Consider the following 24,709-nt stretch of genomic DNA (forward strand, 5'->3'; position numbering starts at 1 on the left):
GCTCGTGCAAAAAAGAACAGTCTGGCTTTTGACTGCGTTTTCGTCATACCTTGAGTCACTGTTCTATTATACAAGGAAACCGTATTTTTTAAAACCCAAGACTAGGCAAACAATGAGTAAAAAGATAAAAAAGATTCCCGCAACAATTCGTTCATGAATATTGAATTCTTTTGAGTGCTCCGGTACAGCCAATGCTGAAGCAATCAACAGCCCGCCGATTAATCCGCCGATATGTCCTAAAATATCCACAGAGCTACTGAACAAATTAAAAATCAGATTAATTCCAATAAAGGTAGCATACCGCTGGACCATAAACGAGATCGCCGGATTATTTCTAAAATGCCGTCCCAAAAGAACAAATGCGCCAAATAAACCGAACAAAGCCGTACTAGCTCCTGCAGAAATACTGGTTGGCGAACCGAAAGCAAAGCTGACAATATTCCCGGAAACGCCGCTTAATAAATAAATCAGCAGATAGCGCCAATGTCCGTAAATCCCTTCCACCTGCGCGCCAACATAGTATAAAGTCACCATATTCACCGCAAAATGTAGCCAGCCGATATGTAAAAACATTGGTGTAAAGAAGCGCCAATACTCATGGTAGTACAAAATTTCCATTCTGGACATAGCTCCCCAATTCACTAAAACCTGTCCATTTGTTGATCCGCCGCTTAGCTCCGTACCTAAAAAGACAATGGCTGTAAGCGCCAGTAAGCTGTAAGTAATCAGCGGTTGTTTTAAGAATCGTTTGAGTTGCATTTGTGTTTGATAGTTCATCTCTGCCTCCTAGCTGATAAATAGTTGTTTTACAGGTAAATCAAAGGATTCAACGGTCCAGCCTTCTTGAATCTGTTCACTGAATACCAAACTACATGTATGCCCCTGATAGCTTTGTAAAAAACGATCATAATAGCCGCCGCCAAAACCAATGCGATAGCCTTCATGTGTGAAGACAATCCCTGGTACAATTAAAAGATCGATTTCTTCCGCAGAAACAATCGGTGCCGCCACTGGTTCCTCTACACCAAAAAAGCTTCTTTCGAAAACCGTTTCCGGTGTAATTAAATGAAAAGTCAGCCGCCGATCTTGATCTGCTGTTGGCATTAGTACTCGTTTATTTTCCGCAAAGGCTTGTTGAAGTAAGCTCTGCGTATTAAATTCGAACTCCAGCGATTTTGTCATCGCAATCGTTTGAGCCTGCTGCCAGCTGGCATCGTTCAACAGCTCCTGCATAATCACTTGCTCTTTTCGTTCTTTTAAAGCTGGATGCTTATGAAGCCATTTTAAATTTTTCAATCCTAGTTTTCTTAAACGTCCTTTTTCCATCCAACCACTCCCATCTATTATAACTGACACTTAAAAAGTTTTAACCGTACCTTTTAGTTTATAGAAAATCAGCTCAAATAGCAAACTCATGCCCGGCTTTTCACCGGATTATTTACATTTTTCCCTAGCCAGCTCGCGAGTGCTTTATAAACCGCTGCCTCTTTTTCAAACAATAACTCATGTCGCAATGTTTCAAATAAAACCAGCGTTACATCCGTTACTCCAGCTTCGGTCAGCTCTTTGGCTGTTTTTTTAGGTCCTTTCCCGAACTCTCCCACTGGATCCTGTTCACCGCTAATAATCAGAATCGGCAAATCCTCGGCTACTTTTTTAGCCCAACCCTGACGAGTTGCACTGTCTACTAAGCGAAATAAGGTATAAAACCCATTATTCGTAAAGGTAAAGCCTGTGGCAGCATCCTTTTCATATGTACGAACATTATCCTGATTTTTACTCAACCAGTTAAAACGACCCGCTTCAGGAAAATGCTTGCTGTAAGAACCAAAAGCCAGTTGATCCAGCCACGGATTAGGCTTTTTAGGTGCACGCTTATTTAAATAATTAGTTAGCGACAACGCTAATGGCAGCAACGTTGGCTTTGTCCCTGTTCCCATTAAGATCGCTCCGCTAATTTTGGGACGGTATAGCTGTAAATAATTGCGCAGCGCAAAAGAACCCATACTATGTCCCAGCATAACATGCGGTAGCTCCGGATAAGCTTTATCAATCCAGCCCTTTACCTGATGAATATCCGCTAAAATAGCTTGAACAGGTCCTTCTTCGCTAAAATAACCATAGCTCACTTGCTCTTTAGAGATAGCCGTACCATGTCCTAAATGATCGTGCCCCACTACAATGTAGCCTAATTCATTTAAATATTCGGCAAATTCATGATAACGTTCAATATATTCGGCCATTCCGTGAATGATTTGAATAACCGCGACAGGCTGGCTTACAGCGTTCCAACAGACAAAGTGACCCGTTGTTTGTTGATTTGACGATAAAAATGTTCGATGCTCCATCGTTATTCCCTCTTTTAGTTTGATATTCCTTATTATATAGGAAGAACTGCGTAATTACTATACATCCAATGTCTTTTCCAGCCATTCTACCGCACCGTTTCAAGTATTAAAAAATAACTGAGCATTCACTTAAAAAGTAAATGCCCAGCTATATTCATTCAAAACATAAATAACAGTTAAAAATAATAATTACTTCTTTTTAAACCATCAGCATATAAACTCCGGCTGCAATCGCTGCACCAATGACCGGTCCAACAATCGGCACCCAGGAATAACTCCAGTCAGAATCTCCCTTTGTTGGAATCGGTAATAGCTGATGGGCCAAGCGCGGACCAAAGTCACGAGCCGGATTGATCGCATAGCCAGTAGGTCCGCCTAGAGAAAGACCAATAGCTAAAATCAAAGCCCCAACTGCAATTGGCGTCAAACCGTCTGTAAAGCTGTTTTGAGAAAAAGCTAGTAAACCTAAAACTAAAACAAAGGTACCAATAATTTCTGTAACCATATTCGCTGGATAATTGCGAATTGCCGGACCTGTTGCAAAGGTTCCTAAAATCGCACCTTGATCCTCCGTTTGTTCCCAATGCGGCAAATAAGCCAGCCAAACTAAGACAGCACCTACAACCGCACCTACAATTTGCGCAATAATAAACGGTACAACCAAACTCCAGGCAAAGTTACCTGCTATGGCCATGCCAATTGTAACCGCCGGATTTAAATGAGCTGGTCCCATAAAACCGGAAATATAGACAGCCATGGTAACCGCCATCGCCCAGCCAAAAGCAATCACAATCCAGCCAGAAGCTTCGGCTTTACTTTTTTTCAAATTTACCGCCGCACACACGCCATCCCCTAACAAAACCAAAATCAAAGTACCCAAAAACTCGCTGAAAATCTGTGTCATATTGGACGTATCCATTTTACTTCACTCCTTCTTTTAATGTGGTTAAATCAGACTCGGCAATTATTTGATTTAATTCTTCTGTGTAGCTGGCTTTTTGCTGATCTGACCAACCATAATAGCGTGTCATTTCAGCAATGACTCCAGCTTTTACCTGATCCAGTGTATCTCGCATAAATAAGATATGATTGGTACGACGAAGCAGATAATCTGCTGGTGTTAAGGTCATTTCATTTTCCAGTGCATAATGTAGACCTAGTGTTTCTGCTAAGGTCAAGCCTTCAACAGGAGTGGTTTCAGGAATTTTTTCAAATAGTTGCGTTACATTTGAGCCGTATAAATGAGCTAAGTACTCCGCCTCTTCCTTTGTTAAGCCTGCTTCAATTCCCGGTTGAGCAAGAGCTTCTAATTCAGCTTCTGCATTAGCGGCATCCAGCTCGCCGCCGGAAACTGGATACGTTTTTGAATCAATCAGCTGGAATTCACGCTGAAATTCTTCTTTTAAAATACGTTGAATCTCTTTGAGCGCACCTTCCGCCATTTTCCGATAATCAGTAATTTTACCGCCCGACAAAGTTAAAAGTCCGTCATCCGAACGCTCCAGCAAACTGCCTCTGGAAACCGCAGAAGGATTTTCTTTCGTTTCTGCTAGTGAATCTTCTAAATGATTCAACACATTTTCCACATCTAAACGACTGACTTGCTTTTGTTGATATTTTTCAACAATGTCTACGACTTTGTCAAAGCTTTGATCAGAGATTTTGCCATTGTTGCCGCCATTATAATCCGAACCGCCATTTTCTGAAATTAACGGGCGCAATCCAGCCCAGCTAGCTTCGATATCATCAATCGTCACATTGGCTTCAGGATAGCGATCATTGACAATTTCCAACAAGTAATCCACGTCTTCCTGTGTCACTGTGGGATGTTCATAATCGCCGGTATAATCCGTATCAGTAGTACCGAAATACGTTTTCTTTTCTCTGGGAACAACGAAAACCATCCGGCCATCATGCTTGCCTGTATCAAAATAAGTTGGCTGCGGAACAAATAGCTTTGTGCTATCTACAACTAAATGTACGCCTTTAGTCGGGCGCATTTGCGGAATAAGCTCTTCCTTTTCATCCAGACCACGCACCTTGTCAGACCAAGGACCGGTAGTATTAATGACCACCTTGGCTTTTATCTCAAAGGTTTCATCAGACAATACGTCATGAGCTTTGACACCCATTATTTTCCCCTGATCATCAAATAAAAAGCCGACAGCTTTTACTTTACTGACCAGATAACCACCATCTTGAGCCGCACGTTTGATGTTTTCAATCACTAGACGTGCATCGTTGTTGCGAAAATCCAAGTAAACACCGCCGCCCTGCAGTCCTTCACTTTGCAGCTGTGGCTCACGCTCTAGTACTTCTTCCTTTGTTAAGGTATAATTTTCATATTTTGTACCGATCACATTAGCCAAACGATCATATAAATCCATCGCCACTTTTACTGAAAACATATTAAATGTAGCTTTCGGTTCATCGTAAATCGGTAAAAGCATCGGATCAGGCTTTGGAATATGCGGCGCGATTGCTTGAACAACCGCCCGCTCCTTAACTGTATCGGAAACAACCTCTACATCGAAATTTTTTAAATAGCGAATACCGCCATGGACTAATTTAGTCGAACGTGAAGAAGTTCCTTCAGCAAAATCCTGCATTTCGATCAACCCGGTTTTCATCCCGGAAGCACTCGCCTGAAGAGCCACGCCAGCACCAGTAATTCCCCCGCCGATGATTAATAAGTCTAAGGTTTCTCGTTTCATTTTTTCAATCGCGTTTTGTCTTGTTTTAATTGAAAAGGTCATTACGTTCCCTTCTTCCGCTATTTTGATTTATGCTTGAACATTTTCGTTGCCGCAACGGCTTGTTGCCAGCCTTCATATAAATCCTCGCGCTCTTCATCAGACATTTTCGCTTCGAATATCTGTCCTTCTTCATAAAAAGCCTTTAACTCGTCTAAGTCCTTCCAAAAGCCAACCGCTAAACCTGCCAGAAACGCTGCACCTAAGGCAGTTGTTTCCAAATTTTGGGCTCGTTGGACAGAGGTATTTAAAATATCGGCCTGAAATTGCATCAATAAGTCATTGTTAGCTGCTCCGCCATCTACTTTTAAAATGGGAATATCGATCCCTGTATCACTTTTCATCGTGTCAATGATATCTCGTACTTGATAAGCAACGGCCTGCAATGTCGCTTTAACGAAATCTTCTCTGGTTGTTCCTCTGGTTAAGCCAAAGACCGCTCCACGAGCATCTGAATCCCAATATGGTGCACCCAAACCAGTAAAGGCGGGAACAACATAGACCTCATTTTTGCTTCGTGATTCATTTGCTACCGCTTCTGATTCGGCAGCTGTCTGAATCATTTTCAAGCCATCACGCAGCCACTGAACCGCAGAGCCGGCAACGAAAATACTTCCTTCTAACGCGTAATAGACTTTACCGTTAATCCCGTATCCGATCGTTGTTAATAAGTTATTTTCAGAAAGCTGTGGTTTTTCACCAGTATTCATTACAATAAATGAACCTGTACCATACGTATTTTTCACCATGCCAGGCTCAAAGGCCATTTGACCGAATAAGGCAGCCTGCTGATCACCTGCCATTCCTGAAATCGGAATTTCACTGCCATAAAAATGATAGTTTTTCGTTAAACCGTATACTTCTGAATTAGAGGTCGCTTTTGGCAACATTACACGAGGAATATTTAAAAGATCCAAAATATCCTGATCCCAATCCAATTCATGAATATTAAATAGCATTGTTCTGCTGGCATTGGAATAATCCGTCACATGTGTTTCTCCACCTGTTAATTTCCAGACTAGCCAAGTATCAATCGTTCCAAATAATAGCTCACCCTTTTCAGCGCGTTCCTGAGCACCTTCCACATGATCTAAAATCCAGCGAATTTTAGTTGCTGAAAAATAAGCATCTACTACCAATCCTGTTTTCTTATGAATCATCTCACTGTGACCATCCGTTTTTAACTGCTCTGCAATCGGTGAAGATTGACGTGATTGCCAAACGACTGCATTGTAAATCGGCAGCCCTGTTTCCTTATCCCACACCACCGTTGTTTCACGCTGATTTGTAATGCCGATCCCGACAATCTCTGTCGGTCTAATACCGGATTCAATCAGTGCGCCAGCAATGACTGACTGTACCGAATTCCAAATCTCGTTGGCATTATGCTCCACCCAGCCAGCATTCGGAAAATACTGCGTAAATTCCTTTTGTGAGCTTCCTACATTGTTTCCTTTCTTATCAAAAATAATTGCCCGTGAAGATGTAGTTCCTTGATCGATCGCCATAATATACTTTTGCTCTGACATAAAAAAACCTCCTAATTTTAAAAGCGGAATGAGCTTGCCCGACTCTTCTGAAAAAATGATCAACACTTTCTTACGAAAGTCTTGTACTGTTCTACATCAGCTCATTTTATTCACTGTGTTTCTCAGCAAATAGGAAAAGATGATTGTGACGCTTTTTGTCACAAACAGCTTTTATCTTTTTCCCGAGGAGTCAGCTCATGCAGCTGGATAACTTAAAAGCGGAACAGGCTCGTTCAGCTCTGACTGAAAAATAGAAAATTGAGACTAAGGCGCTTTTTGCCTTATTCACAATTTATCTTTTTTCCGAAGAGCTAGCCTGTACAGCTGGATAACAATAATGATCAACACTTTCTGCGAAAGTCTTGTACTGTTCATCATCAGTTCATTTTTATTCACTGTGATTCTCAGCAAGTCTTGTACTGTTCATCATCAGTTCAATTCTTTTCACTGTGATTCTCAGCAAGTCTTACACTGTTCATCATCAGCTCAATTTTTTTTCACTGTGTTTCTCAGCAAGTCTTTCGCTATGATTGTCAAAAAAATACAGCCACCACCTTTTTGTAATCGTTTTCTTTAATAAGTATATAATAAGACCAATTATTTTGACAAAAATGTCACCTTTTTTTTTATTTCAAAAATAAATGAACGTTTTTCAACAAAAAAAGACCAGCCTTTAGCATTTGCTAAAAACCAGTCTAATTTTTTATCCTTCCAAACTACGGCCATGCAGCTGACGAATGCGTGCTTTAATCTGCTGAATATCATAAGCAGAGCCTGCCTCGGACAATACATACACTGCTTTTTCATTACGATAGCTTCCCGAATTTGTCACGTTGGTTATAACTAAATCATACTTGTGCTGCGAATTATAAGCTTCTACATGTAACCCGTTGACATTCTTCAAGCTTAAAATCAACACCTGAGTGAGGACTTCTTTATACAGATCATCCATTTTTAAATCAATCCCGATGCGTGTTTCACCGACAATCTCAAAATCAATAATCGCCAGCGCACTTAAATATTTCACTAATGACCATTCATGCAGACTATTGCCAGCCTCATACTGCGCATCAAAGCAAGCTAAGCTTTTCTCCAGCAGAATCGCTGAAAAAGCGCTCAAGTGATGACTTGAAAGCTGCTGCTCTTTTTGCCAAATATTTTCCCGATCGAACAATTCCAGTTCACCTTTAAAAAAATACAATCGACTATGAATTTGCGAAAAATAATAAAAAATCTTTTTTTCCAAGGTCGGGAAAAATTTCTGCGGTCGATAATACAAAATCACATGCTCCAGCACAAAGGTATCCGCTAAAGAAGTCGGTGTTCTACGGCCGCGAATCAAGCTGTAATTGTTAAAATCCGTCTCCGACAATACCGACATACTCATTAAAAAGACAAAGTGCAGCATACTCTCATCCTCATCAATTTCCAATGGATAACGACTTAAATAACGCAGGCTAAAAGAGCGCAAGGTTTTATAAAGCGGATCTTTTTCATAGCTTCGCCCTTTTTCCCGCAAAGCTTGAAAAACCTTGGACTGCACATTCAGCCTTTTTTTACTAATCGTCAGCCACAAGCTAAGCTTTAACTGGCTATACTCGTCAAACGAAACCGCCAGCGCTTGCTCTAATGCCTTAATTAGCCGTACATTTTGCAGCGCCATGGTCTTTTTCAAATGCACCTCATAAGGTGTTAAAAACCAATATAGCTGAAAATAAAAATAACGTATTTGCAGCTCCTCGCCTTTTAACTGACCGTTTTTGATTTTCAAATCAAATTCCCGTAGCAGCTGATTGACCTCTTTAATTTTACGAAAAAGCGAAGATTCACTAATCATGAATTTCGTCGTTAACTGAGCAATGGTGAATTCCTGATGCTGAAACAAATAATCAATCAGCTGAAATTTAAGCGAGCCTTGCAAATAATCATCAATAATTTTATCAATCGAAAAATGATCTGCTAGCTTCAACTCGACCCAGCGACCATCGTAAAATAAAGAACAGTCCTTTTCATAAGGCTTCAAATAATACGTCAGCTCAGTTAAATCACTTTCAAAAGCCGCTTTAGATACACCTAAATATTCAAGCAGCTCCGTGTCTTCTATCCGTCCGCCTACCAAAAGAACTTTTTTCAAAATAGCAATTTCTCTGGCCTCTTTCTTATCCAATAATGCTTCAATCTTCATCTGCAACACTCCGCAAGCCGGCAACGCCCAGCTGATTCGTAATGTCAAAAATATTCGCATAATTCGCATGATATAAATAGTCCTTTTGAGCAAGCTGCGTTAAGGTCTGTTTAGCTTGAACTGCTAAGGCCAGCGTATTGATTTTTTCCAAAATATTACTTTTAGAAACCAGCTGAGCGCCAAGAACTCGCTGTGTCTGCTTTTCGAAGATTATTTTCCCTTGAATCTCAGCTCCTTTAAAAAAGCTCGTACTACTCTGAATAACGTGACTGGCAGCAATCGGCTGATCATAAAAAGCCGCTTCTGCTTCCGTTAAACCGGTACTTGCCAAATAGTATTCACCAAGCTTCGTTCCCAGTGTCCGAATTGAACCGATAAAAGGAGTCACTTTTTCAATTAGATTTTCCGCCGCTAACATTCCTGTGCGCACAGCATTGTTTACCAGCGGAATATAAAAAGCTTCCTCCGTCAGACTATAAGGCACTTGAATGCAGTCTCCCACCGCAAAAATATCTTTTTGTGAGGTCTCCAAATACGCATCTACCTTAATCGTTCCATCGATATGACAAGCTACTTGATTAGACAAATAGGCTAAATCCGGTCGTACATTCAGTGCAAAAACTGCGCTATCGCAATGGAACGCGGACTGCTGTGTTTGAATTACCAGCCCGTCTCTTTCTTCCTCAATTGCTTCTACAGATTCTTCAAAATGGAAAACAGCTCCTTGTTGGGATAGCGCTTCTTGTACCGGCTGAATCATTTCCCGGTCAAAATATTTAAACAGTAAATAATCCATCCGCTCAAACAGATGAACCTCCTTGCCTTTTTTTACTAGCAAATCACAGGCTTCCGCACCGATTTGTCCACCGCCAATCACCGCTATTTTATGACTGTTTTCCAGCGTTTCAATCGCTTGTAAAACACCGGGAAAGTCTTTATATTTCAGCACTTTTTCCGCTTGACTGCCTGAAATATTCTGTGACCACTGACTGGAACCTGTCGCCAAAATCAGCTTGTCATACGCCTGATCGTATTCAGCTTCCGACTGCTTTACCTTAAGCAAATGCTGCTGAGCATCAAGCCCCACGACTTCCGTTCCCAGCTTTAAATGGATACCGCTAGCCTGTAACTGCTCTTCAGTAATAAAGCGCGCTGCTGCCACAGAATCAATTTCCTGTTTAAAATATAATTGCAGTCCACCCGGCAAATAACCAAGCATTGCTTGTTTTTCAAGCAAATACACAGCTGCCTGCGGATATTTTTGGCGCACAGCTAAAGCAGCTGAAACCCCGGCAAACGACGCACCCACAATGACAATTTTCAAAAGAAACCCTTCTTCCTCATTCAGTAAATAAACGATCTTTTCGATTTATTTAAAGCATAGCACAACCTCAAGCGATACACTCAGAAAAAGCAACATCTACTGAAAAAATAAACGGACGAAACAAAACTAAAAAACAGTTTTGTCTCGCCCTCTACTTACAAATAGGTGGTCAAACGTCTGATTCTTCGGCAATTTCATAAAATCCGTCAATGCAAAAAGCGCATTGCTCGTCTTTTATTCCAATTGCTCGAACCCAAACGACTTTCGACTCAACCTTGAGTAAACGGTGGTCAAACGTCTGGTTCTTCGGCAATTTCATAAAATCCGTCAATGCGAAAAGCGCATTGCTCGTCTTTTACTCCAATTGCTCGAACCCAAACGACTTTTGACTCAACCTTCTTTATTCATCTTTCATAAATGTTTGAATGGCCTCGGTATTTTTTTGTTCATCAATTTGCAGTACACTGCCGGATGGTGTATCATCATTGAAATCCCAAGAATCCTCTACCGGTACTGAAAGTGATTTTAACGGTTTTACTTTCCCGGAAAGAAAATCCTTCGCTAAATCGATCAGCAAGCTAGTAGGAACATTCGTATCAATTTTCCCGACGATTTTCCCGGCAACCTGCGGCAGCTCCCAAACTGGAATCAAATCCTTCGACTGATTAATCAACGCATCCATCACCTGCTGCTGACGTCTAATCCGGCCAAAATCGCCTTCCTCATCCATTCTAAAACGTGCATACTGCAACAAGCTGTTTCCGTGCAGCGTCTGCTTGCCCTTCTTAATATCAACGCCATCCAGATTAATATCCTTTTCAGCCTCAATAGTCACGCCTTTTGGATAAAGTTCATCAATAATATCACTGAATTCTTTAAAATCCATCACTAAATAATAATTAATCGGTAAGCCAAAACTGGTATTCAATACTTCTTTTGTTAACTGGGCACCGCCATAGGCATAAGCCGCATTAATCTTATCTAATCCGTGATCAGGGATATTCACATAGCTGTCTCTCATAATTGAAATCAACTTCGGCTGCTTCGTTTTTCCGTCATAATGCGCCACCATCAGCGTGTCAGAACGCCCCTGATCGTAATCGTCATCTCTGGAATCATTCCCAACAACCATGATTGTCAATTCCTTATCGCTGGATTGTTCATCACCTGAAAAGTCTGTATTGATATGTTTGATCTTTGATTCGCTTTCTTCCTTTGCATTTTGGAATGAGATCGCTGCATAACAGCCAATACTGACGACCACAAGCAACAGAGACAATACGGTAATAATAATTACTTTCACTGATTTTTTCATCGTGAATTCCTTTCTACAATTCAGTTATTCTACTTGTATACTAAAAATCCCTTCGCCAAGCTCACTCAGCGAAGGGATGCAAATTACAGGACAAATAAATTCAATCTATCATTGATTGATATTTCCAATAGCTTCTCTTCGTTGAGTTTTAGCACTATATAACGTAAAAAGCTTTGCTTTTAGCTGCTTTGAAAAACGCCTTAATTCGACATTTTTTGTCCTACCCATGCCTGTCTTTCGACATTTCTGAGCAGCAGCCTGTGTTTATATAGGAGCCTCACCTAACAAGTATTTAGTTCTGTGTAAACTATAAGCGTAACCAACAATAAAGTCAACTTAATTTTATACACATCATTTTTTAAAAAAAAGGAAAAAGCAGCGTTCTTTCTTCATTTAAATAACACTTTAAAAAAACAGCTGCTAAAAAGCATACAGTAAATCTTTACATTTTCTTAAACGTTTTAGTTATTTTTTAGTGCGAATGTATTTTAAAGGTTAAACTGAATCGCCTCAATAGCAAATAATTTGATTAAAAGCTCATTAACCATTTCAACCATTTTTTTCTTGTCAAAAAAATGTTTATTCGTTGTCATGCTCACTGCAGCGTTTGAATAAGTTAACTGCTCATATTCTTCCTTAAGCGTAACTTGCTGCGTTTCGTTTGTATACAAAATTAAATCATCTATGGCATCCGCTAAATACTCTCTTTTAAAGCCACTGTTTAAAACAATTGCTGTAATTAACTCATCCACAGTCAATTCCTCTATGGGAATCAGCTGACCTTCAAATTCCATTGTGTAATTGACATCTTCGATAATTCCGCAAGCATTACAGCCGCCATCCATTAAATTTGTTTTTTTAGTAATTGTAGCTTGTTTCACTATGACCGCACCTTCCCGTTTTTACTAAAATCATTACGCCCTTACCATTATAGCAAAAAATAAATAAAGTTCTAGCGTGTTATGAAGTTTCTCAATCGGCAAATGCCTGTGCTACAATAAAAGAAAAAAGGAGTGCAGACAATGTCGTATCAAGAAATTTTAACCTTTTGGTTTGAAGAGTGTGAACCTGAACAATGGTTCAAAAAAGATCCTGCCTTTGATGCATTAATCACACAACGCTTTTCAAAGGTTCATCAGCAAGCAGTTCAAGGTGAAAAAGCCGCCTGGCGTCAAACACTGCAAGGTCGCTTAGCGGAAATTATCGTATTGGATCAGTTTTCCCGTAATTTATTTCGAGACCAGCCGCAGTCCTTTGCCTACGATGGAATGGCGCTCGTTTTAACTCAGGAGGCTATTGCTGCTGGAAATTTAGAAACCTTAACACCAACCGAACGAAGCTTTCTGTATATGCCGCTTATGCATTCCGAATCGCTGCTCATCCACGAGGAAGCCTTAAAACGCTTTGCCGAAAAAGGTATGGAAAACAATCTGGCTTTCGAAAAACAGCATCAGGCAATTATCCAACGCTTTGGTCGTTATCCTCATCGTAATAAAATTCTGGGTCGAACCTCTACAGCAGAAGAAATCGCCTTTTTAAAAGAGCCAAATTCATCTTTTTAAAATGAAAAAGGAATGCACTATTTAGCCAGTGCATTCCTCAAAAATTGTTTTATCCCAACTAAAAACTCACAGCAACTTTGTTCACTCCATTGCGTTAAAACCATTGTTCAAACCAATCTGCTACAACATCCATCATTTCGCCTTTAACTAAATGACCTTCTTCCTCTCCTGTAATAAAGCGACTATTTTTGGCATAAGGTTCTGCTTTAATTTCTTCATAAAAATCGGCCATATCTTCGTAAGGAATTTTCGGATCTTTCGTTCCATGCCAAAATAATACTGGTCGTTCGGCTAACTTATCAGGCGCTTTAGAAAGATCATAGTTGGACACCCAATCTAACAGCAGTGGTAAGTCTTCAGGTACAAAATAGTCCATTTCAGCCGCTCGTTCCATCACACGTTCAATATAGCGCAGTGGTTGCGGCGTCCCCATCATCGATGCTGCTACTTTAATTTCCGGATGCTGTGTCAATAACGCACAGGTCGTGATTCCGCCCATCGAAACGCCACCCACACCAATCTGCTGATCCAAAATCAGCCCTAGTTTATCAAAATACCGAATTAACTGCGAAAACTCAATGATGTTATATTGAATACTTGACCAAAAGGTAATCGAAGGAATCGGTGAAATCGGTCCTGTTTTACGCTCCCCATGATTCATTGCATCCGGCAAAATCACACGAATTCCTTTACGTGCTAATTTTCTGGCTTGTGTTAATGACAACTCTTTGGCCGACTGCCAGCCGTGATAATATACAACTAACGGTAAAGGCTGCATTTTATTGTCTTCAGCCACGACTTCTAATACAGGAATTTTTTTAATAAAACGATGTCTGATACTAATCTTCATGCCTGTTTTCCTCCTAATCAAAAATCCGTCCATTAACGGATTCCCTCTCTATTATTCAACTATATTGGAGGAATTTGAGCAAGTTTTTAGACTTTCCTTGGTTTCTTTCTTTTTTTACGTCTAAATTTTAGGATTCTTGTTATTAGCCAAAGGGTGAGCAGCCCTAATAGAACTTTCGCAAGTTTACCAGATAAGTGAAACTTCTTTTTCTGATTTACATTGCTTGTTGCTGTGCTTTCCGTTGCAAGCTTCGGTACAGGAATTTGTTGAAGTCCTTCCTGTTCAACATCATAAGCATCCGCATAGTTACCAAAGCCATCAGAGGCTCTTAAATATAGCTCACCTAACACAGCCTCCCTAGATAAATCAATCGAAAAATGACCTGTCTGATCCGCTTTTACTTCCTGGTAATGATAGTCGTTGTTATCCGTATAAAATAACTCAATTTGACAAGAATATTTCGAGGCTTGTCTTTTAATAACTCCTGATAATTTCTTTTGCTCTTGATTAAAATTAACTTCTGAAAAATAAATAGTCGGCTTATCGCTAGTTACGGCATAAGGGACGTTTTTGTAATGATAGATCCGGTCATTTTCATCAGTAAAACATAAATCTACTGTATAGATTCCTAGACGATCTGTTTTCACAGGCTGCTTTTCATAGTACATCGATTTAACTTTAATTTGATCTCGATAATAAATTGTTTCGATAAAGCCATGATACTCATTAGGCGGTCCATTTAGAACAAAGCTCGAAAAATAAACATACGGTTGCTTTTCAAAAGGAAATTCAAGATAATATTCTCCTTTTTTCTTACGCTTTTTCGTCGTCTTACCATCCAGCACTTGCTTACGCCCCTGCAAACTAGATAGTTCTCCTGTCGTATTAATAGCAGAAAACGGCTGTGTTGCTTCGTCCGTTTGCGCATAACTTATTTGAGGAAGTAAAAATAAAGATAAAGCACCCACCACTAACAATCTTTTCATACAAACTCCTTTTGTAATTTATGTAACACAATAGTAACACAAAAGAAATCTAACAGAAACTTCGTTTAAACATTCTTAACAATTAGGAAGATTAATTTCAGTTTTTTTCTAATTATTATGTATTTATCTCCACTTTTTTAATATGTCCAGACGTTCATTTGATAAAGCATTCAAAACAGCTACAGTGGAATTAATTATTGAAAAAAGTGTTTCTGTTAAAGAAGTGGGTGTTCACGCCAATAGTTTGTACCGTTGGCTTCAAGAATACGAAAAATATGGAGATAGAGAGTGGGACAATAGTCCTTTCCCAAAAAGAAAACAAGTCCGAATTTGATGATTAATGTCAAAATCGGGCTTGTTTTTTCTTCTTTATGTCGCTTTTTCTTGGCGATAACTAACGTAGGTTTTAAAGGATTTTTCTGTAAGATATCTTTGATATACATATAATTTTCTTTACTACCATGAGCAGCTTCTGCCACAATATTCTCGGGTAATTTGTTGTGTTGCTCTAAAAAACTTCCTAAGAATGGATTTAAGTTTTTTGTATCTGTCGGGTTTGGAAATAGATCCTACACTGAAACATACTGATTTTTTGTTGCGATTTGTAAATTGTAGGCTGGTGTTAGTTAGCTATTAAGCAAGTAGTCGTCGTTCATTCCCATGAAGGAAAGGTGGCTTCTATATCTGTTTTAGAAAAGCTATTTTGTTCTTGAAAAAGCTGGTTATAGAGTTCAACTTTTTGTTTTCTTGAAAGGTAATCAGCTTGGATTTTGCGTAGATATTTTTGTAGGTTCTTCTTTTTTTCTTTAATTGGCTTTGTCTTTCTGTTTTTCACGTTGTCGTTGTTCTTCTAATTCAAGAAAGAATAGTTCGGTATCGCTTCGACTAAAGTATTGACCGCAAAAGCGATCTCTTTTTTAGGAATATATTGTTCCATATCTAATGGTGAAGTTGTTTCGTTGAAGATACAATTTTTAAGCTCAAAGCACTCGTTTCCTTTCTGATTGGGTTTGGTCACTTTAATCTTACATGGATGATTGCTTTTTGTGTACCTTAAAATAAAAAAAGTAGAACAATAATCAGATTTTTTTCTAACTATTGTCCTACTCTCTTATGATTTAAAACTTTATTTTGTTTCACGATGTTTCGGTCACCAAATATCATAGAATTAAACGGCATTTTATACTAGCAAAAATGTAACAAAATTTACTAATCGCCTATCACTGAATATCATTAACTATTTTACTAATGGCATTCACTAAAAGTTCTCATAAGCGTGCGGCGCTATGTTTATTATTAAAAAATCGCTGGCCGATATTTTTCGGCTGAGATACCTGTTCACTTCTTTCCATTTTTATAGAACAGCTCCCTATTTTGTATGAAAGAGAAGCTACTAATTTCTTTCCTATTAATCAATCCGCACTCTACTATCTGATTGAATTCAGACAGTAAAGTGCCTTTTTTATTTAGTAATCCTTTAAATATGATTTCACTATACTTTTTGGTGCTGGAATTAGATCATCTTCAATATCAACATGTTTACCATTAATACCAGTATATAAGCATTCATCACAAAATTTAATAATTTGATTTGTTTCACTAGATGTTATGGTTAAACGCAAGTTACTATCATGACAACTAGGGCATTCCTCATCTGTCATATATGCACTTAAATCCCAAATAAGCGAAGCAACTTGATTAGATAATTCTTCTTCATTTAAACCTTTGTTAATTTGATTCATATAGAATGGTATTGCAATCTCAAAATTGTCATCCGAGTGTCCTAAAATTAAATTTTTTGAATCCAATTTTTTAATTGCATCTAAATACTCTAAAGAAGTATACTTTAAAAAGATTGAGTCATATTTATTAACATAGCTTATCAATTCATCAAAAAAAGTAGCTAGATTATTAATAGAAAAATTGTTATAAATTCTTAAAATTTCTTTTTCCATATATCCTCCTATGGTTTTGGTATAGGATAATTTGTAATTATATTACCTGCCTTATCCGTTATAATTTTTATCCATGTAGTAGGTTTTCCACCTAAGCTAGGTTTAACTGTCCCTGCATTTCTTCCTACATCTACTATCCTTTCAAATCCCCCAGACTCTGTTTGTTTCACAGGTGTATTTATAATAGATTTTGACTGTAGAATGTTCTTCAAATCTGTTTCAGGAATAGTAAACTGTCCAGCATTTTTTGATGGACTAAATCTCGTTGGATTTTCTGCTACATTAATTCTTGACTGAACAACTCCCACCTTCGGTTTCGAAACATCAGCCCCACTAGCTTTCTCGGGGCTATTAATTAACTCTAGATGTAGAAATAAAAAGAAGCGACAACATTGAATCGCTTCTTTTTTCAATAATGAACTTTTGTACATTAAATACAGCTAGCTTTTATTAGCTATGGCAACTTGATTAGTGAGTTCGTACTTACTAGTCAAGGCTTTACTATTTGACGCCAATCAGATAGTAAAGTGCCTTTTATTTTACTAATTTAATTGTTTAATGCTTCCTTCGCATATGAAATATCCATCTCCAAATCTAAATCTGGAAATTTTTTCTGCAGTTTTTCTAATGTATCAATAAAATCTTCACTTTGTAGATTTTCCGATATATCTTCAAATACTTCGCTTATCCATTCTAATTGACTTTCAGAACAATTATTCAGATATTCAATCGTAGCTTTCTCATCTTCTGAAAATATTTGCGTCAATTCATCCCATATTTCATTAATTCTTGGGTCATCTGGTAATAATTTTTTTCGTTCATTTATTAAATTTTCTATTTTTTCAGAAACAATCATTTTTAGCTCTCTCCTTCTTTTACGGTTGTCTAGAGTTATCAGGTATTATTGTTGTCACTTTTCCATCTTTCTTTATTATCCCCACTCTAACACCATCATAATCTCCAAATGCCCATTGACCATCAGGTAAGTTCTTATTCTGTGGAAGATTATTTATGTGATTACCAGCATCACAAATTTTAGAATCATTCCATTCTTTAGGAAACCATGACTGACCATTTCCTGTTCGTTTCATTTTATTTTTATGACTTGGAATATTCCCCGTTCTAACGCCATTTGGATATTCTTTAACAATATTAAAATCTATATTATTTTCTTTCAAATAATCCATATTACTTTGCCCATGACCACCATTAACCAATCGATTATTAGTATTGAAATCTCCTAAATCAGCATGCTTTAATGTTGAATCAGGTACATTATTTTTCACATTAGCCCCACTGGTTTTCTTATAAGAAAAATCTCCTGTACTCTTTCTTTTATCTAACGTATAGTTTTTTCCGTTTTTATTCCCTTTTAATATTGGCGCTTCTTTATTTGGAGCAGTTAAGCCTTTGGTTCCATAGTAAGCGCTAGTCGCAATAACAGCTATCGCGCTCAAAACAGTTGACCAACGTTGAGCTTTTTCTAAATTGGTTAATGGTTTTCCTGTTTTTGCGTTGATGCCTGTTCGTAATTCTTCCGCCATTGTCGTAAAATAATCATCCAGTATGCCGTTTTCTTTCGGATTCATCAAAATGGTCAGGTAATCTTTATAGGTCTCATTGAACTGGAAATCTGTTTGGGATACTTTTAACGGATCTTTTACCCACATCCATTTATAAGCACCTGAAGCTAGCTGGACACGAACATACTGCCGGCCTTCCATTGCCTTTTTAAATTTGTCGGCACGCTCTTTTTCCAGTTGTTTTGCTCTTGACTCCCAGCGAGTCGTGATCGCTTTCGCCCACGTCATGTCTAATTTTCCTATATCAAAGGTGCCAGTTGCTGAATTCCACGCTTTGCACTCTTTCACTTGAGCCAAACCTCGGTTTAATTCTTGTTGACAGGCTTCGTATTCGGAAAAGATGCTCGCCGAACGGGCGTTATACGCATGAAATTTCTCCAGCTTTTCTCTTCTTTTCACAATAACGTCACACGCATTCATATAGCGTCGTTCTAAATCCGGCCGAGGTGTTTTGGCCATGCTCATCTGATGATTGAGCGCTTGTTTCAACTGCTCTAAACGATTAATTTCTTCCAAGATTCGGTCTTCATCCGTGTCTATGCCGCTGACCATTCCCTGATACTCACTTAGAAATCGCTTGTGTGCACTTTCCAGCGCCTCACCTGTCATTATAGCAGATTGGCACAACGGCGTGTAGACAGTCATGAAATAGCTTTTGGCACTGTCATAAGCTTTGCCGGATAATGGCGCAGATAAAAAAGTATGAATACTTTGTTGTAATGTGGCAATTGCTTGATTGGCTTGGCTGTTTAATTGTGATGCCTGAGCAGCGCGTGCTTGCGCTTCACCAACATAAAATTTAAGCCCCATGATTTCCCTCCTTACTTTCTCACAAGAACGAACGATACGCTTGATGTTGGTGCTCTTCCTGCTCGAACAAGGAACGCTCTTCTTTCTCCAGCTGCAAACGTTCTTCATCAAATTCTCGTTGTGCTTTTTTAGCAAGGAATAAGCTGTCTGAGCCACGATCCTCTATGTACGCTCGTTCTTCCGGTTCACAATTAGTCAAGACAAATCCATACACTGATTGTTCCCGCTGTTGTAGTTCAAAATAGGCTTCCTGTTGTTCTTCTACGTAGCGACGTTGCTTTTTCAATGCAACTTGTTTCTCTTGAAGTTCTTCAATTTTTGCGCGATACTGTTGGTTTTTCTGCTCAAAAGAGAAAGGTTCATTTGCCATTTAGAACCCTCCCGGAAGGTTATTTCTAGTCAGTTGTGCAAAATTCTGATCGATGCGTTCGAAGTCTTTCGCCACCGAATGAATATTCTCTCCAGCGGAAACGATGCCAACAGATAATGTTTTTAGCCCATTCTGAAAGGCAGGAAGCGACTGCTCTGCTGGTCCATTTCCCGCTACGTTTGTGCGAGAAGCTGTAAGTGAAACCTGAATATTATTTAAAGCACTGGCTGAACGACTGAAAGAAGCCGATATATTGCCTGCTATACTGGCATTACTTGAAATAGCCATAAAATTACCTCCTGATATGTATTTATTACAATGATAGCAGTTTACGGCTTGTTGAACAATACCTCATTAAATAGTTTAATTTTCGCCAATCTAACACGGTATGCTTACCACCTCATTCATCGAATTTAGTGTGAATAGTTGCTTGATGATCTTCTTCAAAAAGCTCAACTTCATTTTCCATAGCAGAATCACAAAATTGGAAAACAATGGCCTGGTTGATTTTGATGTGCCCCCCAAAAGTTGTACGTGAAACTACAATTTTTGGAGGTTATTTTTTATGAATTATTATGGAGTAGAGTTTAAATTGAAGATCGTCAAAGAAGATCTAGAAAGTCCTCTAGGTGAACGAGCATTCGCTAAAAAATATGGCCTTTCATCAAACTCCTTAATTTATAGTTGAAAGGACTCTTATCAACTATTTGGGAAAGAAGGGCTCATTACACATCGTTCTCCCAAAAAATATACTAGTGAATTTAAGCGAGCTCTAGTCAAATTCGCTAATTTTTAGCTGATAGCATTCAATATAGCAATCAAAACGATTTTTAAACAAAAGAAAAAAGCTAGAATCCTTACTACATAAGGGTTCTAGCCGATCAATAATAAACTTTATTTTGTTTCACGGTGTAAAGTAACTTTTCTTTCACGTGGACAATATTTTTGTTTTTCCAAACGATCAGGATTGTTACGTTTATTTTTGCTTGTTAGGTAGTTACGTTCTTTACAAGAAGTACATTCTAAAGTAATGTTTACGCGCATTGTCTTTCCTCCTATTACTGATTTCGTCTTCTAAGATATTTCTTAGCCTCAAATATCATATCATGTTTGTTTGGGAATTTCTACCCTTTTGACTAAATTTGTAAAGGAAAACTACTTTACAAATTTTATTGCTGTGCTTCTGTATACTCTGCATAGGCATTGACAATCGCTTTAACCATTTGCTGGTTAGGTCTAGTAGATTCACTATCCAAGAAAGGTAAAACCACACTTACCGCTACTTTAGGATCATTATACGGCGCATAAGCAATAACATTACTATTCACCGTTTCATGACCATCACTGGCTGTTGTTTCGGCTGTACCCGTTTTAGCGGCCATATCCCATAGGGCGCCCTGCATTGTCGTTCCAGTCGTATAAAGACTATTGCCATGAACAACATTGTAAAAACCTTGCTGAATAATATCCATTTGTTCTTTGGAAATATCTACTTTGCCTAATTCTTTTGTTTTTATTTCCTCTTTTAAATCACCTAAAGAGCCGTCTGATTTATTGTCATAAATTCCCTCAACGATATGAGGAGCTACTTTGGTTCCGCCGTTTGCCACAGTTGCGGCATATTGTGCTAATTGCATCGTTGTATAGTTATCATACTGTCCAAAAGATAAATCAAGTAAATGTCCAGGCATTGGTGCATTATCCGGATCATCGAAATTCTTATTGGAGAAACCAACTTCTTCTCCCGGAATGTCAATTCCTGTTTTAACGCCTAAGCCATATTCACCATAGGTTTTTCGTAATGCATTAAAAAGTGTTGGATCTCCGGTTTGATAAGGCAACGTCATATTGTATTTATAGTCGGTTTTCATCATTTTTAGAACCAGCTTCATCATATATGCATTCGATGAAAATTCCAGTGCCTGCTCTGCACTAACTGGTATCTGATTTCCAGGAATCTTATTATAAACTGATGATTTAATTTTAGAACCATATATTTGGATCGGCTCATCTATTAGGACATCATTACCCGAAATCACACCTTGTTCATAACCAGATGAAATCGTCGCTCCTTTTACTACAGACCCGGGAACAAAGGAATCCGTAATCACACTTAACGGATTAGATTGTATCTCGTTGGTCTTAGGATCACGAACCAAAGCCACCATGGCTTTGACTGCTCCTGTTTTTGGTTCTAAAACTGCTACATAGGCACCAGTAGACCGGGGCGCATTTCCTGTAGCCAAGAGCTGTTGGTATTGCTGATTAACGACTTCTTCGATTTTTGACTGCAAGCCTGTATCGATTGTCAGCTTTAGATTCTCTCCTTTTTTCCCTTCAGAAACGGGAGTTTGAGAAACAATTTTACCATCGCTGTCCAACGTTACTTTCGATTCAGATTTTTGACCGCGCAACACATCTTCATATTGCTTTTCTAAATAGCTCGTTCCTACTCGATCATTGCGTTCATAGCCTTTTGCTAAATATTCATCTGCTTCTTCAGCAGGTAATCCGGCTTTTTCAGAAGAAACGGTTCCTAAAATATTTTTAAGTGAACTGTTTTGTGGATAATCGCGATCCCAGTCAACTCCGGTAGAAACACCAGCTATCTCCGATGAATGTTCACCAATAATCGCAATCTCGTCCTGTGTAACTCCTTCATTCTTAATAAAAGCCGTATTTAATTCTTGTACGCCATTCATTCGTTTGAAAATTGTAGCTGCTTTTAAGGTATGTTCATCAAAATTAATTTCTTCTGGTTTGACTTTTTCAACTGTCGCGGCATAGAGCACACCTTCGTCAGTTATTTTGTTGCCTTTTTCATCTTCTTTATCCTTATCTGTTAAGCGTTTCTGTGCTGTTTCCAAATTGTCAGGGTTCGCTAACCAGTAATCCTTTTTGTCGCGCTCCGACAAATCATCCGCCGGCACGTCGATAAGATTATTAACTTTGTTGGCAATTTCTAAAATATCCTTCGTTTTTACCTTTTTGCCTCGGGTATACGTAATCGCTAAGTTCGACTTATTGCCGACCAGCAAATTACCGGCAGCATCGTAAATCTCGCCTCTGGGTGCTCCGCTTTTAACCAACAGCGTAGAGTTTGCTTCAGCCTTTTGAGCAAACTGTTCTCCTTCCACAATTTGCAAGTAGCCTAAGCGAACAATCAGCGCTACAAATAAGCCGAAAATAACAAAAAATAGTAAATTCAGCCGAAACGGAATGTGCGATTTCTTATTTCGGTATGTATTTGGTTCTTCATTTTCTTTTTTTAATTTATCTAAAAAGCTCATTTTTTTCATATCAATGTCCTTTCAGTACATCAAAGTCTTATCTTCTTATTTTAACTAATAATGTTTAAAATTAATAGTAGTAAAAAACATCCTAAGCAAATTTTTAAAAGATTGTCTTCAAATGCGCTAATAGAAAAGCTTCCAGTTTTCAATCTAGATTTTTTTCGCAGAATAGAGTTCTTTTTAAGTTTGGTTTAAAGTACATCAGTTACACTACTATTAAACTTATTCATTGGAGGAAACGAATGAGAAAAAAATTACCGTACACGCTTCCCTTTTTTTTATTGCTTATTTTTTCAGGTTGTCAGCTAAACGATAACGGAACGGAAAGTTCTATTCATTTGGAGCAACTTTCCGTTGAAACCTTGAAAGAACGAAAAAATGTACGAACATTAGCAACCCAAAATGATATTACAAACGAACTAGAAACATTAAAGGAAGCAAAAGAATATTCCTTTGCTAAACCTTTAGCAGTATGGAATCCATACCAAACAATAGCGAATAGCCTTTATCTCGCCTTTGAATTAGAAGAAGGTCAACAGCTTACATATACGATCCAAGCAGATGGTTATGCCGATTTTAGTAAAACAGCGAAACAAACAGACGGCGGCTTTTTGTTGCTTGGATTTATCCCCAGTACTGAAAATATTTTAACTTTACAGATAAAAGATGCGACTGATTCAGTGGTTAAAGAACAAATCTTTTCAGTAGTTGCACCCGATTATGAATATACTACTCTTCAACTGAAAAAAGCTTCCGGAACAAGTGATACCCAGCTTTCCAACGGGTTATTCGCATTAATAGGCGCCGGAAATGGACATACGTTTTTATTCGACAATAGTGGTGTAATTAGAGGAGATATTCTGACAAATAGCTATCGAACGGATCGAATCATTCAAATAGATGATCAATTATTATTCGCGAATACAAACAACCAAATTGTCCGGATGAATGCTTTGGGAAAATTCGAAGCATTGTACAAGCTTTCCGGCTATGAGCTTCACCATGATTTTTGCTTAGCTAATGAAAATAGCTTACTTATTCTGGCTTCAAAAAAAAATCGTGATACTGTAGAAGATATTGTTTTAACTCTAGATCTGACTACAGGTGAATGTAAGGAGCTCATTGATATGAAAGATTTATTGTTTGATTATGTAAGTGATCTTGAAACGGAAGATCAGGACGAGGACAACACTTTAGATTGGCTGCATGCAAACTCAATTCAAGTGATAGATGAGAATCAGCTCATCCTCAGTTCAAGAGAAACATCTTCCATTATTAAAATTAATAATGTTTATACAGAGCCTACCCTGGAATATATCATTGGTGAGGAAGACGTTTGGACAAATACGACTTACAAAGATCACTTATTAACACAAGTTGGTAATTTCCCTAATTCAGGCGGACAACATAGCGTGAACTATCTAGCAGATGATAAACTAAAAGACGGACAATATTACTTATACTTTTATAATAATAATCTGTGGTGGTATGCTAGCAATCCTGATTATACCGGCTCTATTCCAACGGGTACCGGTGAAAAAGAATCTGGTGAAAAATCAAAATACTATAAATATCTAATTGATGAGGAAAAGGGGACTTATGAACTCGTTGATTCTTTCGACTTACCTTATTCCAGCATTGTATCAAATGTGCAGTCCATCGCTGATCATTTAGTAATCAACAGCGGCTATAACGTTCATCTAGCAGAAGAATATACGCAAGACGGCGAACTGATTACATCCTTTGATTATTCAGAGCTTTTAGATGAAACAGAGAAAAATTTAGGTTATCGAGTTTTTAAATATTCTTTTGATGATTTTTGGTTTACAAATTAAAAATAATCGAT

General features: G+C 38.3%; 22 protein-coding genes, 2 pseudogenes and 1 riboswitch. Of the genes and pseudogenes, 3 read left to right on the forward strand and 21 right to left on the reverse strand.

Annotated elements, in window-relative coordinates; translation table 11 throughout:
* Positions 1–66: 66 nt before the first annotated feature.
* From ABH902_RS07350 to ABH902_RS07395, 10 genes are all read right to left on the reverse strand, one after another.
* The gene (locus ABH902_RS07350; RefSeq protein WP_404589977.1) at positions 67–777 is read right to left on the reverse strand and encodes a rhomboid family intramembrane serine protease; all 711 of its coding nucleotides are present in this window, start codon (positions 775–777) and stop codon (positions 67–69) included.
* Positions 778–786: 9 nt separating this feature from the next.
* Complete coding sequence (locus ABH902_RS07355; protein ID WP_404589979.1) at positions 787–1,326, reverse strand: 5-formyltetrahydrofolate cyclo-ligase; 540 nt, start codon at positions 1,324–1,326, stop codon at positions 787–789.
* Between the two features lie 86 nt (positions 1,327–1,412).
* The gene (locus tag ABH902_RS07360) at positions 1,413–2,384 is read right to left on the reverse strand and encodes an alpha/beta fold hydrolase (RefSeq protein WP_404590077.1); all 972 of its coding nucleotides are present in this window, start codon (positions 2,382–2,384) and stop codon (positions 1,413–1,415) included.
* A gap of 163 nt (positions 2,385–2,547) precedes the next feature.
* Complete coding sequence (locus tag ABH902_RS07365) at positions 2,548–3,267, reverse strand: MIP/aquaporin family protein (protein ID WP_404589980.1); 720 nt, start codon at positions 3,265–3,267, stop codon at positions 2,548–2,550.
* Position 3,268: 1 nt separating this feature from the next.
* Positions 3,269–5,104, reverse strand: a complete 1,836-nt coding sequence (gene glpO / locus ABH902_RS07370; protein ID WP_404589982.1) for a type 1 glycerol-3-phosphate oxidase — start codon at positions 5,102–5,104, stop codon at positions 3,269–3,271.
* A gap of 17 nt (positions 5,105–5,121) precedes the next feature.
* Positions 5,122–6,630 carry a glycerol kinase GlpK gene (gene glpK, locus ABH902_RS07375; RefSeq protein WP_404589983.1) on the reverse strand — a complete coding sequence of 503 codons (1,509 nt, stop codon included), beginning with the start codon at positions 6,628–6,630 and terminating at the stop codon, positions 5,122–5,124.
* 703 nt (positions 6,631–7,333) lie between these two features.
* Positions 7,334–8,815: a helix-turn-helix domain-containing protein gene (locus ABH902_RS07380; protein ID WP_404589985.1), complete on the reverse strand. Its 1,482-nt coding sequence runs from the start codon at positions 8,813–8,815 to the stop codon at positions 7,334–7,336.
* A complete protein-coding gene (locus ABH902_RS07385) occupies positions 8,805–10,139 on the reverse strand; it encodes an FAD-dependent oxidoreductase (RefSeq protein WP_404589986.1) in 1,335 nt (444 codons plus the stop codon). Before ABH902_RS07385 ends, ABH902_RS07380 begins: the two co-directional genes overlap by 11 nt.
* A gap of 400 nt (positions 10,140–10,539) precedes the next feature.
* The gene (locus ABH902_RS07390) at positions 10,540–11,454 is read right to left on the reverse strand and encodes an LCP family protein (protein ID WP_404589988.1); all 915 of its coding nucleotides are present in this window, start codon (positions 11,452–11,454) and stop codon (positions 10,540–10,542) included.
* Between the two features lie 127 nt (positions 11,455–11,581).
* A riboswitch (M-box (ykoK) riboswitch) is annotated at positions 11,582–11,750 on the reverse strand.
* A 192-nt stretch (positions 11,751–11,942) separates the two neighbouring features.
* Positions 11,943–12,335 carry a DUF4809 family protein gene (locus ABH902_RS07395; protein ID WP_404589990.1) on the reverse strand — a complete coding sequence of 131 codons (393 nt, stop codon included), beginning with the start codon at positions 12,333–12,335 and terminating at the stop codon, positions 11,943–11,945.
* 141 nt (positions 12,336–12,476) lie between these two features.
* Here ABH902_RS07395 and ABH902_RS07400 point away from each other — a divergent pair, with 141 nt between their 5' ends.
* The gene (locus ABH902_RS07400) at positions 12,477–13,016 is read left to right on the forward strand and encodes a DUF924 family protein (protein ID WP_404589992.1); all 540 of its coding nucleotides are present in this window, start codon (positions 12,477–12,479) and stop codon (positions 13,014–13,016) included.
* 94 nt (positions 13,017–13,110) lie between these two features.
* Here ABH902_RS07400 and ABH902_RS07405 read toward each other — a convergent pair whose 3' ends face one another.
* The gene (locus ABH902_RS07405) at positions 13,111–13,866 is read right to left on the reverse strand and encodes an alpha/beta fold hydrolase (RefSeq protein ID WP_404589993.1); all 756 of its coding nucleotides are present in this window, start codon (positions 13,864–13,866) and stop codon (positions 13,111–13,113) included.
* A gap of 86 nt (positions 13,867–13,952) precedes the next feature.
* Positions 13,953–14,852: a hypothetical protein gene (locus tag ABH902_RS07410; protein ID WP_404589994.1), complete on the reverse strand. Its 900-nt coding sequence runs from the start codon at positions 14,850–14,852 to the stop codon at positions 13,953–13,955.
* Between the two features lie 142 nt (positions 14,853–14,994).
* Between ABH902_RS07410 and ABH902_RS07415 the strand changes: the two are divergent.
* Positions 14,995–15,135: pseudogene (locus ABH902_RS07415) on the forward strand (transposase); the annotation flags it as partial.
* Between the two features lie 76 nt (positions 15,136–15,211).
* Here ABH902_RS07415 and ABH902_RS07420 read toward each other — a convergent pair.
* From ABH902_RS07420 to ABH902_RS07460, 9 genes and pseudogenes are all read right to left on the reverse strand, one after another.
* Positions 15,212–15,677, reverse strand: a pseudogene (locus tag ABH902_RS07420) (IS5/IS1182 family transposase); the annotation flags it as partial.
* Positions 15,678–16,318: 641 nt separating this feature from the next.
* Positions 16,319–16,807 carry a hypothetical protein gene (locus tag ABH902_RS07425; protein ID WP_404589995.1) on the reverse strand — a complete coding sequence of 163 codons (489 nt, stop codon included), beginning with the start codon at positions 16,805–16,807 and terminating at the stop codon, positions 16,319–16,321.
* A gap of 8 nt (positions 16,808–16,815) precedes the next feature.
* Positions 16,816–17,220, reverse strand: coding sequence for a hypothetical protein (locus ABH902_RS07430; protein ID WP_404589997.1), 405 nt, complete (start codon positions 17,218–17,220; stop codon positions 16,816–16,818).
* Between the two features lie 134 nt (positions 17,221–17,354).
* Complete coding sequence (locus tag ABH902_RS07435; RefSeq protein WP_010824213.1) at positions 17,355–17,663, reverse strand: hypothetical protein; 309 nt, start codon at positions 17,661–17,663, stop codon at positions 17,355–17,357.
* A 19-nt stretch (positions 17,664–17,682) separates the two neighbouring features.
* A complete protein-coding gene (locus ABH902_RS07440; RefSeq protein WP_404589998.1) occupies positions 17,683–19,200 on the reverse strand; it encodes an EndoU domain-containing protein in 1,518 nt (505 codons plus the stop codon).
* A gap of 19 nt (positions 19,201–19,219) precedes the next feature.
* Entirely contained in the window at positions 19,220–19,570 is a 351-nt protein-coding gene (locus ABH902_RS07445; RefSeq protein WP_404590000.1) for a hypothetical protein, read from the reverse strand.
* Positions 19,571–19,858, reverse strand: coding sequence for a TIGR04197 family type VII secretion effector (locus ABH902_RS07450; protein ID WP_404590001.1), 288 nt, complete (start codon positions 19,856–19,858; stop codon positions 19,571–19,573).
* 606 nt (positions 19,859–20,464) lie between these two features.
* Complete coding sequence (gene rpmG, locus ABH902_RS07455) at positions 20,465–20,614, reverse strand: 50S ribosomal protein L33 (protein WP_002296119.1); 150 nt, start codon at positions 20,612–20,614, stop codon at positions 20,465–20,467.
* Positions 20,615–20,739: 125 nt separating this feature from the next.
* Positions 20,740–22,869: a penicillin-binding transpeptidase domain-containing protein gene (locus ABH902_RS07460; protein ID WP_404590005.1), complete on the reverse strand. Its 2,130-nt coding sequence runs from the start codon at positions 22,867–22,869 to the stop codon at positions 20,740–20,742.
* A 236-nt stretch (positions 22,870–23,105) separates the two neighbouring features.
* Here ABH902_RS07460 and ABH902_RS07465 point away from each other — a divergent pair, with 236 nt between their 5' ends.
* On the forward strand, positions 23,106–24,698 hold the full coding sequence (locus ABH902_RS07465) for an aryl-sulfate sulfotransferase (RefSeq protein WP_404590006.1): 1,593 nt from the start codon (positions 23,106–23,108) through the stop codon (positions 24,696–24,698).
* Positions 24,699–24,709: the final 11 nt, after the last annotated feature.

The organism is Enterococcus sp. UD-01 (genome assembly GCF_044909655.1).
In the GTDB taxonomy this organism is placed as follows: domain Bacteria; phylum Bacillota; class Bacilli; order Lactobacillales; family Enterococcaceae; genus Enterococcus_L.

What these genes read in the sequence shown, in the direction of transcription:
- ABH902_RS07440 (WP_404589998.1), bottom strand. Translation starts at nt 19,200, where the DNA reads ATGGGGCTTAAATTTTATGTTGGTGAAGCGCAAGCACGCGCTGCTCAG.
- ABH902_RS07350 (WP_404589977.1), bottom strand. Translation starts at nt 777, where the DNA reads ATGAACTATCAAACACAAATGCAACTCAAACGATTCTTAAAACAACCG.
- ABH902_RS07380 (WP_404589985.1), bottom strand. Translation starts at nt 8,815, where the DNA reads ATGAAGATTGAAGCATTATTGGATAAGAAAGAGGCCAGAGAAATTGCT.
- ABH902_RS07365 (WP_404589980.1), bottom strand. Translation starts at nt 3,267, where the DNA reads ATGGATACGTCCAATATGACACAGATTTTCAGCGAGTTTTTGGGTACT.
- glpK (WP_404589983.1), bottom strand. Translation starts at nt 6,630, where the DNA reads ATGTCAGAGCAAAAGTATATTATGGCGATCGATCAAGGAACTACATCT.
- ABH902_RS07460 (WP_404590005.1), bottom strand. Translation starts at nt 22,869, where the DNA reads ATGAAAAAAATGAGCTTTTTAGATAAATTAAAAAAAGAAAATGAAGAA.
- ABH902_RS07400 (WP_404589992.1), top strand. Translation starts at nt 12,477, where the DNA reads ATGTCGTATCAAGAAATTTTAACCTTTTGGTTTGAAGAGTGTGAACCT.
- ABH902_RS07390 (WP_404589988.1), bottom strand. Translation starts at nt 11,454, where the DNA reads ATGAAAAAATCAGTGAAAGTAATTATTATTACCGTATTGTCTCTGTTG.
- ABH902_RS07425 (WP_404589995.1), bottom strand. Translation starts at nt 16,807, where the DNA reads ATGGAAAAAGAAATTTTAAGAATTTATAACAATTTTTCTATTAATAAT.
- ABH902_RS07450 (WP_404590001.1), bottom strand. Translation starts at nt 19,858, where the DNA reads ATGGCTATTTCAAGTAATGCCAGTATAGCAGGCAATATATCGGCTTCT.
- ABH902_RS07435 (WP_010824213.1), bottom strand. Translation starts at nt 17,663, where the DNA reads ATGATTGTTTCTGAAAAAATAGAAAATTTAATAAATGAACGAAAAAAA.
- ABH902_RS07465 (WP_404590006.1), top strand. Translation starts at nt 23,106, where the DNA reads ATGAGAAAAAAATTACCGTACACGCTTCCCTTTTTTTTATTGCTTATT.
- ABH902_RS07445 (WP_404590000.1), bottom strand. Translation starts at nt 19,570, where the DNA reads ATGGCAAATGAACCTTTCTCTTTTGAGCAGAAAAACCAACAGTATCGC.
- ABH902_RS07355 (WP_404589979.1), bottom strand. Translation starts at nt 1,326, where the DNA reads ATGGAAAAAGGACGTTTAAGAAAACTAGGATTGAAAAATTTAAAATGG.
- ABH902_RS07405 (WP_404589993.1), bottom strand. Translation starts at nt 13,866, where the DNA reads ATGAAGATTAGTATCAGACATCGTTTTATTAAAAAAATTCCTGTATTA.
- glpO (WP_404589982.1), bottom strand. Translation starts at nt 5,104, where the DNA reads ATGACCTTTTCAATTAAAACAAGACAAAACGCGATTGAAAAAATGAAA.
- ABH902_RS07410 (WP_404589994.1), bottom strand. Translation starts at nt 14,852, where the DNA reads ATGAAAAGATTGTTAGTGGTGGGTGCTTTATCTTTATTTTTACTTCCT.
- rpmG (WP_002296119.1), bottom strand. Translation starts at nt 20,614, where the DNA reads ATGCGCGTAAACATTACTTTAGAATGTACTTCTTGTAAAGAACGTAAC.